Genomic DNA, 19,773 nt, shown 5'->3' with positions numbered 1-19,773 from the left:
GTAATAATCTAATATGGGGTTAGAACAAACTTGGAGATGGTACGGGCCTGATGACTCAGTTTCCCTCTCCGATATTAAGCAGGCAGGGGCAACTGGAGTGGTAACAGCGCTTCATCACATACCAAATGGTGAAGTTTGGCCCATAGATGAGATTTTGAAACGAAAAGAACAACTTGAAGAAGCTGGATTGACATGGTCAGTGGTTGAAAGTGTTCCTGTACATGAGGATATAAAGAGACGAGAAGGGGAATACATAAATTTTCTGGCAAATTATAGACAGAGCATCAAAAATCTTGGCGAATGTGGAATTGATACGATATGCTACAACTTCATGCCCGTATTGGACTGGACACGTACAGATTTGGCCTATAAAATGAAGGACGGGGCCTTAGGGTTGAATTTTAATGCTGTTGAATTTGCCGCATTTGAACTTTTTATCCTGAAACGACCAGATGTCAAGAATTTCTATAGCAATAATGATTTGGCCATGGCTAAATTTACTTATGATAGAATGGATGTAAAAGATCGGACTCGACTTACCCAAAACATCATTGCTGGTTTACCAGGGTCTGAAGAGGGCTATTCTCTTGAGGAGTTTCAATCTGCACTAGATACATATAACAAAATAACAGAACACGATTTACGTCAAAATCTATTTGAATTTATAAAGGCAGTTGTGCCAGTAGCTGAAAAAGCAGGGGTTTTAATGGCCATACATCCTGATGACCCCCCCTTCCCTATTCTTGGATTACCAAGAGTAGTCAGTACTGAAAGTGATGCACTGGAATTGTTAATGGCCTATGACAGCCCAAACAATGGACTATGTTTTTGTACGGGCTCTTTTGGGGTACGTGCCGATAATGATCTAGTTGGTATGGCAAAACGGTTGGCGGGCAGAATAAATTTCATCCATCTTAGAAGTACCAAAAGAGATGCGCTTGGAAATTTTCATGAAGCAGATCACCTTGACGGCGATGTAGACATGTATCGAGTAATGAAAGAATTACTTCAGGAACAGCAGAAAAGAGTGGAAGATAATTCAAAGAACCAACGTATGCCCATGCGTCCTGACCATGGACATCAAATGTTGGATGATTTAGATAAAAAAACAAATCCAGGGTATTCGGCAATTGGTCGTTTACGTGGCCTTGCGGAACTAAGGGGGTTGATGTACGGAATTGAAAAATCCTTGCTATAATGACATTTATAAAAGATAACTTTTTATTAGATACCCTTCAAGCCGAAGAGCTATACTTTGGTTATGCAAAGGATATGCCTATTATTGATTATCACAATCATTTGCCACCAGAACAAATTGCAAATAACTACCAATTTAAAAATCTAACAGAGGCTTGGTTATCAGGAGATCACTATAAGTGGAGGGCAATGCGCACTATGGGTGTTGATGAAAATTATATTACCGGAAATGCTTCTGATGAAGAGAAATTTCAGAAATGGGGAGAGACAGTTCCCTACACACTCAGAAACCCATTATACCATTGGACACACTTAGAATTGCAACGTTATTTTGGAATTAGCGACCTACTTACAGGCACTAATGCAAAACAGGTTTTTCAGAAAACAAAGGAACAGTTACAAGACAAAAGCCACAGTGCTATTGGGCTTTTACAACAATTTAATGTAAAAGTTGTCTGCACTACTGACGACCCTATCGATACCTTGGCACACCATCAAAAAGCAGCAAAAAATAGTGTCACACCAAAAATGTTACCCTCGTTTAGACCAGATAAGGTCTATGCTATTGAAGATAACAAAACCTATAGAACATATTTGGAGCGTTTGGGCGAGGTGTCAGGAATACAGATAACATCTTATCAAGATTTGATTGCTGCCATCAAGAAAAGGGTGGCTTATTTTCATAAAAATGGGGGACGACTCTCTGATCATGGCTTAGAACGGTTGTACTATTTTGAGATGAATGCTTTCGATATTGAAGTAATCTTCAAGAAAGTAGTGGAAGGCCAACCTTTGGAACCAGATGAAATACGGTATTTTAAGTTTGAAACCCTGTTTCACCTATGCCGTGAATACCATGCGCTGGGATGGGTGCAACAATTTCATTTGGGTGCGTTTCGCAATACAAATACTAGAAAAATGACCCAAATAGGGCCAGATACGGGGTTCGATTCCATAGGTGATTACCCTCAAGCTGTTGGTCTTGCCAAATTTTTAAACCTGTTGGATTTTACTGACCAACTTTCAAAGACCATCCTCTACAACATAAATCCATCTTACAATGAAGTCTTTGCCACCATGGTTGGCAATTTCAATGACGGGACTGTAAAGGGTAAAATACAATTTGGATCAGGATGGTGGTATATGGATCAATTAGATGGGATGGAAAGGCAATTGAATGCCTTATCAAATATGGGATTGCTCAGTTGCTTTGTCGGGATGCTTACAGATTCAAGGAGTTTACTATCCTTTCCAAGACATGAATATTTCAGAAGGTTGCTTTGCAACATTTTAGGGAATGACATAAAAAAAGGCTTGATACCAAACGACATCTCTTACGTAGGTGGTTTGGTACAGGATATTTGTTACAAAAATGCTAAAGCGTATTTTGATTTTTAATAGATAATAATATAAAATGCAAAAAGTAGTAACCTTTGGAGAGATAATGTTACGATTGTCTCCTCCTGGATATTTAAGATTTTCTCAGGCCAATAGTTTTGATGTTGTCTATGGCGGAGGCGAATCCAATGTAGCGGTTTCCTTGGCCAATTATGGCGTGCCTGTTGATTTTGTAACCAGACTTCCTAAAAATGACATAGGTAAATGTGCTCTAATGGAAATGCGCAAGAGAGGTATTGGCATGGACAAAATTATCTACGGTGGAAATCGTTTAGGAATCTATTTTTTGGAAACCGGAGCGGTAAGTAGGGGAAGTAAAGTAGTATATGACCGAGCATATTCTGCAATAGCTGAGATTGAAAAAGGAATGGTAGATTGGAAATCCGTTTTCAAAGATGTTGGGTGGTTTCATTGGACAGGTATTACACCTGCAATATCGCAAGGAGCGGCAGATGCCTGTCTTGAAGCATTGAAGATAGCAAGTGATATGGGTGTTACCATCTCTACAGATTTAAATTACAGAGCCAAGCTATGGAATTATGGAGGTGACCGTGAATCAATCATGACCGAATTGACCTCATATTGCGATATCATTCTAGGCAACGAAGAAGATGCAGAGAAACATTTCGATATCAAACCGGAAGGGCTGGATATTACAACACAGGGAGAACATGTTAAGGCAGAAGCCTTTTTGTCGGTGTGTACACAGATGATGGAAAAATTCCCGAAAGCAAAAAAAGTCATCACAACATTGAGAGGCTCCATATCAGCATCGCACAACACATGGGCAGGAGTTCTGTACAATGGAAAAATAATGTATAAATCCCCAGAATATCAGATAACAGATATTGTAGATAGAGTGGGTGGTGGCGATTCCTTTATGGGAGGCTTGATCTACGGCTTGCTAAAATATCCAGAGGATGACCAAAATGCTTTGGACTTTGCTGTAGCAGCATCCTGTCTAAAACATACTATAAAAGGTGATGCGAATTTAGTCACTGTGGCAGAGGTAGAAAAATTAATGGGTGGCGATGCTTCAGGGCGAGTCGCACGATAAATGATTTGAGTTAGTTTAGTTTTTTTAGTTGCACCGGACGACCCTTTTTAGGTCCGGTGCTTAAAAAAAGAAATAGGTATGGCGCAGTATTCGAGAATAGAAGTTTTTAATGCAATGAGCAAAACAGGAATGGTACCCTTGTTTTACCATCCTGATATAGTATTGGGAAAAAAGGTGCTAAAGGCTTGTTATGGGGGTGGAGCAAGATTGCTTGAGTTTACTGCTAGAGGTGATTTTGCTTTTGAAGTATTTTCAGAACTTAACAAATATGCAATCAAAGAACTCCCTGGAATGATAATGGGCGTGGGGTCTATTACAGATGCGGCAGCGGCAAGTATGTTCATGCAAATGGGAGCGAATTTTATAGTGACTCCATCATTGAGGGAAGATATTGCCATAGCATGCAATCGAAGAAAAGTATTGTGGTCCCCCGGTTGTGGTTCACTGGCTGAAATCAACAGAGCGGAAGAACTAGGTTGTGAATTGATTAAACTGTTCCCCGGTTCTACTTACGGTCCCGGCTTTGTAAAAGCGATTAAAGGTCCGCAACCCTGGACGAATATTATGCCGACTGGTGGTGTAAGCACTGAAAAAGCGAACCTAAAAGGCTGGTTTGATGCCGGAGTGACTTGTGTGGGAATGGGCTCAAAACTCATCTCGAGGGATGTTTTAGCAAAGAAAGATTTTGAAGGATTGCAAAAGAAAGTAGCCGATACTTTGCGATTAATTGAAACCATTAGAAAGTGAAAACGATAAAACACATACATACAGTTTCTTTATGGATTCTTATCCTTCTGATGATAGGGTGTAAAGGAGTTTCGGACGTAAAAACCATACGATTGGCGCATGGTTTGGATGTAAGTCATTCGGTACATAAAGCCATGGTGAAGATGGGTGAAGATTTGAAAGAAAACTCCAATGGAAAGCTCCAATTGGAAATTTATCCCAACCAACAGTTAGGTACTGAGCGTCAAATTCTTGAATTATTACAGATTGGCAGTTTAGACATGACCAAGGTATCCGTAGCCACTTTGGAAAATTTTGCGCCAAAGATTGGAATTCTTGGACTTCCTTATCTCTTTAAGGATAGGGAACACTTATTCAAGGTTTTGGATGGTGATATTGGTCAACAGCTTTTGGAAGATGCACAAAAATATTGGCTCAAAGGATTAGGGTTCTATGATGCAGGAAGCCGTAGTTTTTATACCAAAAAGAAGCCGGTGGAACATCCAAATGATTTAAAGGGCCAAAAAATACGGGTTATGGAGAGTGTGACGGCGATGGATATGGTTCGTAGTTTAGGTGGTTCCCCCACACCTATTTCGTGGGGAGAACTGTATACTTCATTGCAACAAGGTGTTGTGGATGGGGCAGAGAACAATCCTCCAAGTTTTTATTTATCAAGACATTATGAGGTTTGTAAGTATTACTCATTGAACGAACACACTTTTTCTCCAGATGTGCTGGTAGCTGGCACCAATTTCTGGGACAAATTATCCAAAGAAGAGCAGGAGTGGTTAAAAGAAGCAGTTGAAAACTCGATTGCTTATCAAAGAGTACTTTGGGCAGATGCTGAAGCGGAAGCGCTGAGAAAAGTGCAAAAAGCAGGTGTGGAGATTATCAGACCTAATAAAGAACCTTTTTCTAAACTGTCAGAGAGTTTATATGATAACTATAAGGAAAACAAAGAATTGTATACTTTAATACAGGAGATAAAACGAATCGAACAATAATGGAAATTCGAAAAAAAGTAGATAACATACTCTCAAAAGTGTTGGTGGCCATCATGGCTGTTATGGTAATTAATGTGCTGTATCAGGTCTTTAGCCGATATGTTTTGGGGAATCCAAGTTCGTTTACCGATGAGCTTGCTCGCTACTTAATGATATGGTTGGGTATTTTAGGCGCGGCCTATGTATCAGGTCGCAATATGCATGTGTCCATCAATGTGTTACCTTCAAAATTTGATGAGAAAACACAAAAGAAATTGAAGCAGTTGGTAAGTCTATTGATTGTTCTGTTCTGCATTTTTGCGTTGGTCATAGGTGGTATCCGGTTGGTGTATATGACTTATGTGCTGGAGCAATATTCGCCAGCTTTGAGATTGCCTTTGGCAGTGGTCTATTTGGTCATTCCAATTAGTGGCTTGCTCATTATTTTTTATAAAACATCTGATATGTTAAAAAGCTAAATTTATGGATTATGTGCCAATACTTGTTTTGATCTTGAGCTTTATCACCCTTTTGGCGATAGGCACACCCGTGGCATGGAGTATAGCAATATCTTCATTGTTAACCATTTTGGTGAGCATAGAATCTATACCTGCTTTTACGACCATATCTCAGCGAATGTCCACCGGAATGGACAGTTTTGCGCTCTTGGCAATTCCATTTTTCATACTCTCGGGAGAATTGATGAACAAGGGAGGCATCGCGCATAGACTAATTGCCTTTGCGAAGACCTTGGTAGGTGCATTACCTGGCGGATTGGCACTTATCAATGTCATTGCTGCCATGTTAATGGGAGCGATAGCAGGTTCAGCAATGGCATCGGCATCAGCCATGGGAAGCATTCTAGGTCCAGAGATGGAAAAAGAAGGCTACGACCGTGAGTTTGGTGCTGCCGTGAATATTACTTCGGCAACAACTGGTTTGATTATTCCGCCAAGTAATATTTTAATTGTTTACTCTTTGGCAAGTGGAGGAGCTTCTATAGCGGCCTTGTTCATTGCTGGATATATTCCGGGAATATTGACTGGGCTTTTCTTGATGATAATTGCTTCCATTTGGGCAAAGAAGAAAGGCTACAAAGTAGGACAGCAAAGCAAATTAAAAGACGTGTTCAGAACCTTTATTGATGCTGTACCTAGTCTGTTTCTTCTAGTGCTTGTCATTGGCGGTATCGTAGCAGGCATATTTACCGCTACCGAAGCATCCGCCATAGCGGTATTGTACAGTCTTGTTTTAGGAATTATCTATAAGGAAATTTCTAGGGATAAGCTCCCCAAGATATTTTTGAACTCGTCCGTTACTACAGCTATTGTAATGCTATTAATAGGCGCATCCATGAGTATGTCATGGGTATTGTCGTATGAGAATATCCCTCAAGAAATTAGTTCAGGTTTATTAAGTATTACTGATAACAAGATTATGATTTTGCTTATCATCAACTTGATTCTTTTGTTCGTCGGAATTTTTATGGATATGACACCCGCAGTACTGATTTTCACGCCTATTTTTTTACCAGTAGTAACAAAATTAGGGTTAGATCCGGTACACTTCGGAATCATCATGATATTGAATCTTTGTATTGGGCTGTGTACCCCACCCGTGGGCTCTGTACTCTTTGTAGGTGTCGGTGTGGCGAAAACCACCATAGAAAAAGTGGTGCGGCCTTTGTTGCCAATGTTTGTGGCTATGATTTTAGTGCTGTTTCTAATTACCTATTTCCCGCAATTGAGCTTATGGCTTCCAAGTCTTTTTGATTTGTAAAATGATAAACTAAATGAGAACAAAAACAATAAAATAATGAATAGATTGATAAACATTAGGCTAGTATTGGCTTATTCGATTGTCTTGGCAACTTTTAGTTGTTCAGAGACAAAAAAAGACAATACCCCATGGGGGAGTCTATTTGATGGAGAAACATTGAACGGATGGACACAAAAAGGAGGGGAGGCTAAATATACAGTTAGTGACGGTGTTATTGTTGGCGCTACAGTTCACGATACCCCTAATTCCTTTATGACTTCAGATAAGATGTATGGTGATTTTATTTTGGAACTGGAATATATGGTAGATTCTTCCATGAATTCAGGTATACAGATTCGCAGCAACAGTTTTCATTATTATCAAGATGGTAGGGTTCATGGTTACCAAGTAGAAATAGACCCTTCGGACAGAGCATGGAGTGCAGGTATTTATGACGAGGCTAGACGAGGCTGGCTTAATACTTTGGAAAACAACCCTTCAGCACAAAAGGCATTTAAACAAGGTGATTGGAACCATTACCGAATAGAGGCTATAGGAGATACTATTAAAACATGGATTAACGAAGTGCCCGCAGCTCATTTAATTGATGATAAGACAGCAAGCGGTTTTATTGCCCTGCAGGTACATAGTATTGGAAAAGATAACAAAGAAGGAACTGAGATTCAATGGAAAAATATTAAGATCCTTACAGATAGTTTATCAAAATATTCCAAGACATCTCCTTTAACTCCCGTAGTTACCAAAAACCAACTCACAATTAAGGAGAAAGAAGAAGGTTGGGAACTGTTATGGAACGGTAAAACCAGTGAAGGTTGGAGAGGAGCAAGATTAGATGATTTTCCAAAACAAGGTTGGGAAATGGAGAATGGAGTGCTTACGGTTTTGTCATCCAATGGCGAAGAATCTGCAGCAGGAGGCGATATTGTTACTACTGATTTGTATGGCGATTTTGAATTGAAGGTAGATTTTAAATTGACAGAGGGAGCCAATAGTGGTATAAAATACTATGTAGATACAGATTTAAATAAAGGGCCAGGCTCTTCTATTGGTTTGGAATATCAAATCTTAGACGATGCACGGCATCCCGATGCTAAATTAGGAAACCATGAAGGCAGCCGCACTTTGTCTTCTCTTTATGATTTAATAGCTGCGGATATTAATAAACCTGCAAACCCAATTGGTAAATGGAATACGGCGCACATCATATCAAAAAACAACCATGTGGAACATTGGCTGAATGGGGCAAAAGTATTGGAATATGAACGAAAAAATGATGTGTACCGCAAACTAGTCTCCGAAAGTAAATATGCAAAATGGCCCAAATTTGGAGAAGCCGATAAAGGTCATATCTTACTTCAAGACCATGGAGACAGAGTTTCATTTAAGAATGTTAAAATTAAACCCGCCAAAAAAGGATAAGTCATGACTACAAGAAGGGATTTTATTAAAAAAACTACTACGGGAACGGCAGCCGTAACTTTGGGTGGACTCGTTTTACCTCAAATGGGAATTGCCAATGTATTAGGGGCAAATGACCAAGTGAATTGCGCTGTAATAGGTGTTCGCGGCAGAGCAAAAGCCCATGTAAAAGCTATAAATGCCTATCCCAATGCCAAAATCATTTATAACTGCGATGTTGATGATCTTATTATTGAGGCCCATAATACTTGGTGTCAAAATAGTATTGGATATGTGCCCAAAGTAGAGAAGGACTTTCGTAAAATATTGGAAGATAAAGATGTAGATGCAGTTTTTATCGCTACGCCAGAACACTGGCATGCTCCCATGGCTATTATGGCAATGCAAGCTGGTAAGCATGTTTATGTAGAAAAACCCTGTAGTCACAATCCACACGAAAATGATTTATTAGTAGCTGCCCAGAAGAAGTACAACAAAAAAGTGCAAATGGGGAATCAACAACGATCAGCCCAAACAAGTAGATTGGCTGTTAAGGAAATCAAAGAAGGAATCATTGGGGATGTTTACAAAGGAGAGGCCTATTATTCAAATAATAGAGGTTCTATTGGCCGAGGTAAAAAAACAGATATACCGAATACATTAGACTGGGATCTTTGGCAAGGTCCAGCACCTAGAGAAGCGTACCGAGATAACATTCATCCTTATAATTGGCATTGGTTCCGTAATTGGGGTACTGGTGAAGTACATAATAATGGCACACATGAAATAGATGTTTGCCGTTGGGCACTGGGTGTTGACCTTCCAAAAACCGTTACATCTTTTGGAGGAAAATACACGTATGATGATGATTGGGAATTTGTTGACAACCAACAGCTTACATTTGGCTTTAATGATAATAAATTCATTACTTGGAATGGTCATAGCCGTGGTATTATGAAGCCTGAACGCCCTGGACGTGGAGCAACCATTTATGGTAGTAAGGGTATAATAGAATTGAGCCGTAATTTTTACAAGCTTTATGATTTACAAGGCAACCTTATAAAATCTGAATTAGAAGAGTCAGTTAGTGCCACTCTTGATACCCAAGGGATAGGTGGTTTAGATGTATCCCATGTGGCCAACTTTCTTGATGCCATCCGAACAGATATAGAACTGCACTCCCCGATTGCTGATGCTAGTATTTCTACTATGCTATGTCATTTAGGAAATATGGCTCAAGATGCTGGTGAAACTTTGAAAATAGATACGGCTACAGGAAAAGCATTGAATAGTGAAAAAGCTATGCAAAACTGGAAACGAGAGTATGAAAAAGACTGGGAACCCAAACTATAGAGTATCGTGAAACGAAGGGAATTTGCTATAAAAAGTGCTTTGACAACTGCTTTTGCTTATTCGGGTTCTGCATATGCTTTATTCGACCCAGGAAAAGCTAATGATACCATTAACATAGGTGTAATAGAGGTACAGGAGATCGTGGGTCTAGACTCATAAATGTAATTCAGGAAATCAATCGATAGTAATTGTCAATTAGTGCTTCTGATAAAATTTTCACTTTAGCATCGTTTATATTTTTGAAGTTGATTTTTTGGGTAGTCATTTATTTCTTTAACAGGTTTCGGACATCACTATCATCTAGAAATCCATTATCCCTTAAATTACCTAAAATAGCGCTGTATTCTTCCGACTTGAAACCATCTACTAACATATTCTTTATTTATACTTTCAATTGAGCAATTGAATATAAAAAGAAAATATCAGGCACATAATACGAACATTTATTGGGACACTTTGCTACATGGTTCAATAGCATTAAGATTGAAATCAATTCTACCGTTAATTGAACTTATATTCAAAAGTTCCGATTTGAAAAGAGTTTGATTCTTTAGGTTCAAATCCTGGTTCCCCGAGAACCTATTTGTACTAGACCCAACAAAGTCGGCGTTTAGCAAAATACGTAACCGTTTTCGTCACGTTCATCCTGTTATTTAGACTGATTTGTACTGATTTATATTTTGCTCCTAAAACGAAAATCCCTGATAATCAATTGATTATCAGGGATTAAATGTTAATAAAATGTTAAAGTCGGGATGACAGGATTTGAACCTGCGACCCCACGCCCCCCAGGCGTGTGCGCTACCGGGCTGCGCTACATCCCGAAAATGGATTGCAAAAATATAAATTTTAATGATATTAGAGCTTGAAGTTTTACAAATTCAAAAACAATAATTAAACAGGTGATTTTTTAAGTTTCAGACAAGAACTCTCTAATTTCAATACAAAATGCCTCTCTTGCTTCTGCCGAATCATTTGTAGGGTTCAATAAAAAATAACCCAGAGTTTGATTTTGGCAAAACTCATCTAGGTTCTTTCCCTTCCAAAGGTGATAACTCATCAATAAAGTATTGTAATCTATTTTGTATGGTTTATCCACCTCGCTATAGGCGTTTAGGTAAAGATTTAATTGAAGTATTGAATAGTCAAAATTTCCGGATTCGTAGGTTATAAAAGAGGGAACAGGCGTAGATTTGTTTTTATCCATTAATTAGCACGTTTAAGAATTTGCCGACTAGATTTCCAGAAACTGTATACAGGTAATGGAACCAGTAATACCATTAAAATGTTGGCTTTATATTTCTTTAAATGAACTATTGTTTCTTTAGGTGAATTGAATCTATTGGTTAAATCGTACAAATTCAAATAATAAAACTACAGTACAAACGTAAATATACTCAAAAACGATTACAATAACTTACCTGTAAAGTGTAAAATGCCCTACATACTGTTGCTTGTCCTTATCATTTGCATTGACCACATACCAGTAGTCTCCTGTTGGCAACTCACTACCTTCATAAGTACCGTCCCACCCTTTTACTTGATCTAATATAGCTACTACGCGTCCATATCGATCATAGATTTTGACTTCCAAATTTGGAAAGAAACTACTATTACCAAGTCTCCAATAATCATTTAGATTATCTCCATCCGGAGTGAAGAAATTTGGAATTTCCGGCATTCCGTCAAAATCAAATGGCATTACTAAATTCGCAACACATCCGTTTTGGTCTCTCACCATTATGGTGATATTGGCATCTTGATTAATTGTAAAGACATTTAACTCTCCAAACGATTCTCCTTGGAAGAAATATTCATATCCGCCAAATCCGCCGGTTGCAATTGCTTTGACTTCATTAGGTCCAATTTTTTCTGCCTCTAGAATCAATGGCTCGTATTCATCTATTTCAAACTCTACAAAGGTTACACAACCATTTTGGTGATAAATGTAAACTGTATGTTCACCTGGTGGAAGATCTCCAAACACTCTTTGATCATTTGCCAATTGAATATCATCTACATCCAATGAAAACAGTAGGTTTGGCAATAATGAACTATCTGTAATGGAAACAGTCGCTGTACTATTTGGAAAAATACCATCACAACCATATTGAACTATTGGTTCTGCCATGAGTTCAATACCTATTCCTATTTCAGCAACAATGTTAGTCTGGCAACCATTGGAATCCCTAATAAAAATCACATAGGTTTCACCTCCTTGAAGTCCGTCAAAAAACATGGCGTTATTTTCAACAAAATCAGCATCGTCTGCAGAATTCACACTGGTGTAATAAGGAGCGGTACCTCCTGTTACATTTAAAGTTAATGTACCATCCTCGTCCCCCAAACATATTTCTGGAGTGGTAGAAGCTATACCTGCCAACAATTCCATAGGCTGGGTTATTTCTACAGTTCTTGTTATGGTACAACCTAAATCATCTTGAATAATTACATCATAGGTTCTTGGTGATAAATCATTAAATGTTTTTCTATTTGGATTGACCGGGTCATCCCCTTCAAAGAATTCACTTAATGTATCAGATATTGAATATCTAATTGCACCTGTACCACCACTGGCCTCAATAATAATTTGTCCGTTCGTATCACCATGGCATATTACAGGAACTGCTTCTAAGTAATCCAACACTAGAGGTGGTTTTGGCTCAATAACAATTGGTGTGGATATTGCTTCACAACCACCACTTTGCGCATATACATAATAAGTGCCAGGATCTAGGTTTCTGAATATTCCCGAACTCTGCGCTGGTCTTACTGTATTAGCCACAGTTGGATTGGGTGGAGTGTTTGAATTTAATAGTGTATACATATAACTACCTATTCCTCCAAAAGCTTCAGAACGTATGATTCCTGTTGCCTCACCTGCACAATTGATGGTTGCATTTGTTAAGTCTAAAGCAATTACCAAAGGTGCTGCTGGATCTAAGGAAATCTGATTGGAGCTTTCAAATGGACATCCGTTGGAGTTTTGAACTTCATATTGGAATGGTCCCGGATCAATTGTAATATCAGCTGTTATTTCTATGCTGGTCAAACCAACTCCAAATGGTGTGAATGGGTCTGCTGTCCCAGATCTACGATAAAAATAATCTACGCCAACTTCTGGGTTTGTTACGGTCAGTTCCATTCTCCCTAAATCCCCACAACCTGGTGGTTGAAGTTCAACCAATTCAGCAATAACAATTTCAGGATCTTGAACCGTAATCGGAACAGTTGTAAAGCTGCAGTTCCAACCATCAAAAATGGTGATGGTATATTCACCCGCAGACAAATTAGCGAAAGTCGGAGTTATCTGAAGTCCACTATTTGTGCCATCTGTAATCCTATTTAATTGATACAGGTAATTACCTGGGCCCTGTCCTCCTAAAACGTTATACGTTTCTATAACGCCGTTATTGTCATTATTACACGCCAATGGGGTTACTATCTGAATATCTGCAGTAATAGGTGTTGGTGGTGGAAGATTAATCATAGTGCTTTCTTCACAACCTCTATAATCCCTAATATTTACAGTGTAGTTCCCTGTAGATAAATTCTGAAATATTGGATTTGTATTTGGGTAATCCACTAATATTGTACTACCGTCAGGAGCTATTAACTGATACTCATAGGTTCCCCAACCACCATCTCCAGTAGCGGTAATTTCTCCAAACCCTGGAACGTTACATGTAACCTCTGAAGTTTGTGCCGCTACAACTGATAATGCTCTATCCGGAGATCTTACCGTAACAACGTTACTTACTACATCACAAAAAGGAGTATCCAAAGCTTCTACATATACAATAAGATTACCTGCCGGTAGCCCTGTAATAATTTCTGGACTATTAATTGGCGCATTGGTATCAAAGCTTCCTGTTACACCTGTTGAAGTTTCAATACCCGAGTTATCTCTTGAGAAAACCTCATAATTGTATGCTCCACTATAATTATTGATTTCCAAACTTATTTCTCCATCATTGCCATTAAAACAAGTTACGGGCCTTACCTCAGCAATTACAGCTTCAATGTTGTTATACTCTGGCATATTGACTGTAGCTGTCAAATATGAACAACCACCGTTGCCAACATCAGTGACTGCAAAAATGTAATCACCGGGTGTTGAAATAGGCCAAACCACTTGATCTGTACCAGAAGAACTTCTAGCTGGTTCTGAGCCTAAAGGCAAAATTTCCACTTCATAATTTCCTGCACCTTCATTAACAATAATGGTAATAGATCCAGGACTTGCTCCGCCACCTGAAGCATCACAAGTAATTTGACTTACACTATAACTGAACGTGATATCGGTAGGTGTGTTAATATTCACATTGGACATCTCTTCACAACCATTCTGATCTCTGGCGGTAAGAATTATGCTCTGATTTGCTCCATTGTCAATAACTTCAAAAGTATTGCTTGTTTGGAAGTTGGTACCATCAAATTGTGGGGTACCGTCATTCATACTATACGTATATGGGCCAGTTCCGGTAGCTGCACCTGAACCATCTCCATTCGTGTCAGTAAAAATAGTAATCGTAGCAGTACTAAACTGGTTACTGGAAGGGTTACAACTAAACTCTGTATTGATGGCATTTACTAGCAAGAGTGATGGCTCATCAATTAAAACATTACCAGAACGATCTGCACAACCTCTATCTGAAACCACTTCTACTTGATACGTATTTGGGGTTAGATTATCGAATACTGGAGATGGTTGAGGCCCTGCCATAACAGTTGCACTGGCACCATCATATAGAATATAACTTAATGGGGTATCTGTATCACTTCCAGGTTGAAGTTCCACCACAATAGTACCGTTATCTGCACCATTACAAGTAATGTCTGTACTTGGTGTTGCCGTGATAACGGGCGTATTAACTGTGGATACATTTACAACCGCTTCATCTGAACATAATGGCGCTGTATTGGAACTTAAATCCGTAACTAAAATGTTATAATCTCCTGGCAATACGCCGGTGAATGTATTTGAGCCTTGAGCAGGTCCTATATTGGCCAATGTCCCAGCATCTCGCAATTGATATTCAAAATTACCACTACCTCCAGTAGTGTTTACCGTTATTTCACCATCACCTGCATTACAGGTTGGGAAAGAGGTGGCATCAGCAGTAATAGCAAAGAAATCAAAAACTTCTGCGGTTATGGTATCTGTACATCCATTCCCATCTCGTATTGTAATCACATAACTTCCTGGATTTGGAACTACAAAGTTGACACTGCTTTGGAAACCACTACCAATATCATACATGAAAGTTTCTTCCGGTAGACCTGAACCTGTTGATATAGGGGCGGTTACATCAATTAGGTATCCACTTGTCGCAGTACATTGATTGGTAACATCTATTGCAGGCGCCGGAATTCCTGCTTCTTGCGTTATTGTAGCCGTAGTCAGGGCAGTACATCCGTTAGCGTCCCTAACATAAAAATCATAATCTGAAGGATAAGGTCCTGGTATTTCAAATGTAGTGTCCGCAACAAAGACCGTAGGTGCAGGATCGCCATTTGGAACATAAGCATATTCAAACGGTGCGGTTCCACCAAATCCTCTTACCGTAATAAGAGCTCCCGTATTACAAGTAGCCTCAACATTATTGTCAATAACAATGGAAGGCGAGCTAAATCCAATAAAAACAAGTGTACTCGCACTACACCCTGAATCGGTATCCGTAACTATGATTTGATAGTTGCCAGGCGCTAACCCTGTAAACGTATCATTGAACGGGATAGGCTCGTTAGTATAAGAATCAGGCCCTGCCTCTATAGCTCCAGTATCTGTATTTTGAAGGGTTACCGTAAAATTTCCTGGATTTGCAGGAATTCCTGAAACTTCATAATCAATTCCACCACTTCCTGCGACATTACAAGAAGCTGTAGTTGATGTAGCGGTGACAGTTACAGGACTCGGTGCTGTCAAGAAATCTATCTCTTCAATATAAGTACAGCCATTTGCATCCATGACTTCGACAAAGTAAGTCACATTTGGGACCACGAGACCAGTAACATCAAAAATATCGTTATTTACACCCGTACCCAACTGAAATATTGGGTCACCCACCAGTCTAAATTCGTAAGGTGCTGTACCTCCACTGGCTTGAACCCTGTATGGAAACAAAGTATCTGAACATAGTGCAGGTGGTGTATCCAAAGGAGTTAAATCCAATGTATTTTGGTCAATAACAATATCATCTCTATCCTCACATCCTTGAGCATCTGTAGTTACTACAGTGTAATTACCAACAGGTAGATTTGGAAAGTTAGCGATAGTACTGGCGGTACCCATTGAAGAAGCTACCAATGTTCCGTTCACGTCCAATAGAACATAATCAAACGGTGCAACCCCATTAGATAGAGAGGTAGCAATAGAACCTACAATAGGTCCAGATGAACATACTGCAGGGCTCGGGGTTGATGCAGCATTAAGTGCAGCGCTTGCTGCAATAGTGACATTATAAGCCGGACTTACACAACCTCTACTATCTCTAACCATAAATCCTCCGTGATTTCCGGGACCATAACCAGAGAAAATATTTTGGGAACTAAAAGTCGCTCCGTTATCATTACTATACTCATATGGTGGAACTCCTTGAGAAGTATCAGCTATCACTTCAACAATTCCGCTAGTTGCATCACCACATTGTGTATCAGTTCCAACCACTGAGCCTGCTATGGTTTCAGGAGGTGTTATGGTTACAATATTTGATTCTGTGGTACACCCTTGACTATCCGTAATTAAAAATTGATATGTTGTATCCGAAATAATTGAACCATCGTTAGGTATGCTATATACAAAGGAATTTCCTGTAATGTTGTTGTTATCTGATGAATAGCCTCCGCCATTAATCTGCACCTCGTAAATATCATAGTTTCCACCAGAAGTATATCCGTTACTGATATTCACTTGAATTTGTGCAGGAGGACCAGCACAATCCAATTCTTGGATGGTTGTCGCCAGCGCAGTTACTTGTGGTTCAATAGTTGCCGTAACAGTATCTCTACAATCATTTGCATCCACCACTTCTATACTATAGTTTCCTGGAGTAAGTCCAGAAAAACTATTACTTGCACCCAAGGCACCACCATTGATTCTATATTGATACGGTGCAGCACCTAAGGTAGCATTGACTACCAAGGTCGCGGCTGTAAAATTATCATAGCAAAAGTCTGAAGCTCCAACATCCAATGTCAATGTTGGGGCTTGCAAAATGGTTAATGTAAAACTATCTGTTACGGTACAACCGTTAGCATCCGTTACACTTACTTGATATAGTCCATCTTGAGAAAGATTAGAGAAAACACTTCCATTTTTCGGCCCTCTAGTGGAGCTATCCGGTTGTGTTAATGTATATCTATTACCTCCCCAACCTCCGACAGTATTTATTCTAACAGCACCAATATTTCCATTTTGACAACTCATATCGGTCACGTCCAATCCAGAAATGGCAAAAGCTATTGAAGGCTCTTCAATCACAAGAGTAGAAGTGTCCGTACAATTGGTATCTTCATCTGTAACTGAAATTAGATAGCTTCCTGCGGCCAATCCTGTTAGTGGTATAATACCACTGTTTTGGCCCGTAATTAATGTTCCTCCATCTATATCGTAACTATAGGTAGTATTAAAGCCATCTACTAAAAAACGACCTTCTCCATCGGAATCACCAACACAGGTAACAACTCTTGTTTGTTGCGCTTGAACACCAATTGAACTGATATCCGTGATAGCATAGTTTTCATCATACGAGCATCCTTCATTATCAGTTACCCTAAAAGTATATGTTCCTAATCCTAAACCTCCAAATGTGCTTGTTGTTCCATTATTGACTGCACTAGCAGCTGGGGCTATAATTTCATAATTGTATGGTCCCGTTCCACCTGTAATCACAAGCCCTACGGTAGCTGTTGTTGTGATACAATCCAAACTAGAGATAGTAAACGCTATATCAGTTGGTTTGTCAAGCGTATTAAAAACGATATCTGGTAATGGCTGAACACACCCATTTGCATCTCTAACCAAAGGAGTATAGCTTCCTACTCCCAGGTTTGAGAAAACTGGATTTGTGCCAAATCCAGCTCCAACACTATATTCATAGGGAGCTGTTCCTCCTGAAACTCCAGAAATAGTAATCTGACCTCCGTTTTCATTTGTACAAGTAGGTACTGAATCTGGGGTTGCAGTTGCGCTGATATTTGACGGTGTCCCTATGGTTCCAACAATTGGGGTTGTAGTACAAGTAAAAGAGTCTTGTTCATATCGTAAAACAATATCATAAGTACCTGGAGCCAAATTGGAAAACACATTACTTGTTTGATAGCTAGTACCATTATCGTTACTATATTCTATCTCATATCCAAATCCGCTGGTGACATTTACGGTAATTCTACCATTGTTGGATCCCCCGCAATTGGCATCTTCTTCAGTAATATTAAAAATTGGTGGTGGAATATCTGGAACGTTTACAGAAGCAGTTCTTTGGCAACCATTGGCATCTTCTACCAAAATAGCATAGGTTGCGGCAGTTGTTACTGTAAATGATGTGGTGCTCGTATAGGTTGAACCAAATGCCCCGCCGTCTACACTGAAACGATAGGGTGCCGTACCTCCTGTAGTCGTTAAATCCACATCAACAGAAGCAGCTCCACAACCAAAACTGGCAGAAGCTGTGGCCACAACATCCAAAGGACTTATTCCATTTCCAATTTCAATGGTAGCACCACCCGTATCTGTAGTTATGGTTTCTGAGCAATCATTGGTATCTACTCTAATACTATATACTCCTGGGCTTACATTGGCAAACGTATAGGCGTCCAATCCATTTGGACCAAAGGTATCTACGGTTACTCCATTTTTTATCAAACGATACGTATAAAAACCTGGAACTCCAGAAACTTGAACATCTATACTACCCAACTCGCTACTACATAAAATATCATTAGCAGTTACATCTACAGTGATATCCAAATTTTGAATATTAACAGTATTCGAAGGGAACAAACACGCACTTGCAGAAACATTTTTTAAACGCACCCAAACCATATAGTTACCTGGAGTGGTAACATCAAAAAATGGGTCGTCTTGGTACGGTCCTCCAGAATTATTTAAACTATACTCGTAACCAGCAGGTACATTGGTTACCTCTACCCTACCTGGATTTCCACATATAATATCTTCTTTGATCAGCTGTGGATTTAATGGGTTTAAAGTAGACTTAAAATAAAAGAACTGACCAGAATCAACCCGCACCCTAAATTCACCAGCGGAATCAAGGCTATAAGTAGCTCCAGTCCCTACAGTATTCCAGGTACATGCACCATTAATAGTTGGACAATCATCTACTACCGTTGGAGCACAGGTATTTGGATCTAATTTCTGCCATTCATAGCTGCTACCAGATTGGCTTAATGTCAATGTTCTAATATCACTGGTACCGCATAGGAAGAATTTTGCCAAGGTACTACCATCGTTAGGACAGACCACTTCTTCATTAGTCCCTTGGATAATGGTCATGAACATGCTGCTACTAGCAGAAAGAAATACATCTGCTTTAGCTGCTGAATCATCAATTTTGGAAACCGACGAAGTCTTTTCAGTACTTGGTTCTGAAACGGCAGATACTATTTTGGTTAGTATCGTTTTGACCTCTGTTTTCGCTAGGACCGTGGAACAAAATATTGATATAAATACCAACAACACGGCATATAGCAAATGCCTTGTTTTTTGAGGAAGCATAGGTTAAGTCTTGTTATGGTAGAATACTTCGGATTTGGGACCTTATATTCTATGATTGTAATTATCTAAACTTATATATTTCTTTTATCTTTCGACTATAAAAAGCCGTAGTTCGTCTATAAATTCTTTTATTTCAACGT

At 39.2% G+C, this 19,773-nt stretch carries 12 protein-coding genes and 1 tRNA gene; 10 read left to right on the top strand and 3 right to left on the bottom strand.

What is annotated here, in order from left to right:
• Positions 1–13 precede the first annotated feature (13 nt).
• The 10 genes from uxuA (at position 14) to SJY44_RS09055 (ending at position 10,053) form a co-directional block, all read left to right on the top strand.
• A complete protein-coding gene (uxuA, locus tag SJY44_RS09100) occupies positions 14–1,198 on the top strand; it encodes a mannonate dehydratase (protein ID WP_396589459.1) in 1,185 nt (394 codons plus the stop codon).
• Positions 1,198–2,595 carry a glucuronate isomerase gene (gene uxaC / locus SJY44_RS09095; protein ID WP_396589458.1) on the top strand — a complete coding sequence of 466 codons (1,398 nt, stop codon included), beginning with the start codon at positions 1,198–1,200 and terminating at the stop codon, positions 2,593–2,595. The genes uxuA and uxaC overlap by 1 nt, the downstream gene beginning before the upstream one ends.
• A gap of 16 nt (positions 2,596–2,611) precedes the next feature.
• Positions 2,612–3,652 (top strand): PfkB family carbohydrate kinase, encoded by a 1,041-nt coding sequence (locus SJY44_RS09090; protein WP_396589457.1) that lies wholly within the window; start codon positions 2,612–2,614, stop codon positions 3,650–3,652.
• Between the two features lie 78 nt (positions 3,653–3,730).
• Positions 3,731–4,399, top strand: a complete 669-nt coding sequence (locus tag SJY44_RS09085) for a bifunctional 4-hydroxy-2-oxoglutarate aldolase/2-dehydro-3-deoxy-phosphogluconate aldolase (protein WP_396589456.1) — start codon at positions 3,731–3,733, stop codon at positions 4,397–4,399.
• 5 nt (positions 4,400–4,404) lie between these two features.
• The gene (locus SJY44_RS09080; RefSeq protein WP_396592087.1) at positions 4,405–5,385 is read left to right on the top strand and encodes a TRAP transporter substrate-binding protein; all 981 of its coding nucleotides are present in this window, start codon (positions 4,405–4,407) and stop codon (positions 5,383–5,385) included.
• Positions 5,385–5,843: a TRAP transporter small permease gene (locus SJY44_RS09075; protein ID WP_396589455.1), complete on the top strand. Its 459-nt coding sequence runs from the start codon at positions 5,385–5,387 to the stop codon at positions 5,841–5,843. The genes SJY44_RS09080 and SJY44_RS09075 overlap by 1 nt, the downstream gene beginning before the upstream one ends.
• A 4-nt stretch (positions 5,844–5,847) precedes the next feature.
• Complete coding sequence (locus SJY44_RS09070) at positions 5,848–7,143, top strand: TRAP transporter large permease (protein ID WP_396589454.1); 1,296 nt, start codon at positions 5,848–5,850, stop codon at positions 7,141–7,143.
• Between the two features lie 36 nt (positions 7,144–7,179).
• A complete protein-coding gene (locus SJY44_RS09065; protein ID WP_396589453.1) occupies positions 7,180–8,562 on the top strand; it encodes a DUF1080 domain-containing protein in 1,383 nt (460 codons plus the stop codon).
• A 3-nt stretch (positions 8,563–8,565) separates the two neighbouring features.
• Positions 8,566–9,894, top strand: a complete 1,329-nt coding sequence (locus SJY44_RS09060; RefSeq protein WP_396589452.1) for a Gfo/Idh/MocA family oxidoreductase — start codon at positions 8,566–8,568, stop codon at positions 9,892–9,894.
• A gap of 6 nt (positions 9,895–9,900) precedes the next feature.
• On the top strand, positions 9,901–10,053 hold the full coding sequence (locus SJY44_RS09055; RefSeq protein WP_396589451.1) for a hypothetical protein: 153 nt from the start codon (positions 9,901–9,903) through the stop codon (positions 10,051–10,053).
• 591 nt (positions 10,054–10,644) lie between these two features.
• Here the strand turns inward: SJY44_RS09055 and SJY44_RS09050 are convergent.
• The 3 genes from SJY44_RS09050 to SJY44_RS09040 form a co-directional block, all read right to left on the bottom strand.
• Positions 10,645–10,718, bottom strand: a tRNA-Pro gene (locus SJY44_RS09050).
• 86 nt (positions 10,719–10,804) lie between these two features.
• The gene (locus tag SJY44_RS09045) at positions 10,805–11,101 is read right to left on the bottom strand and encodes a hypothetical protein (protein ID WP_396589450.1); all 297 of its coding nucleotides are present in this window, start codon (positions 11,099–11,101) and stop codon (positions 10,805–10,807) included.
• 210 nt (positions 11,102–11,311) lie between these two features.
• Complete coding sequence (locus tag SJY44_RS09040) at positions 11,312–19,633, bottom strand: T9SS type B sorting domain-containing protein (RefSeq protein ID WP_396589449.1); 8,322 nt, start codon at positions 19,631–19,633, stop codon at positions 11,312–11,314.
• Positions 19,634–19,773: the final 140 nt, after the last annotated feature.

The organism is Allomuricauda sp. R78024 (genome assembly GCF_044596045.1).
GTDB lineage: Bacteria > Bacteroidota > Bacteroidia > Flavobacteriales > Flavobacteriaceae > Flagellimonas.
Note: the sequence above shows the minus strand (reverse complement) of the source record. Positions and strands in the feature narration are given on the sequence as shown.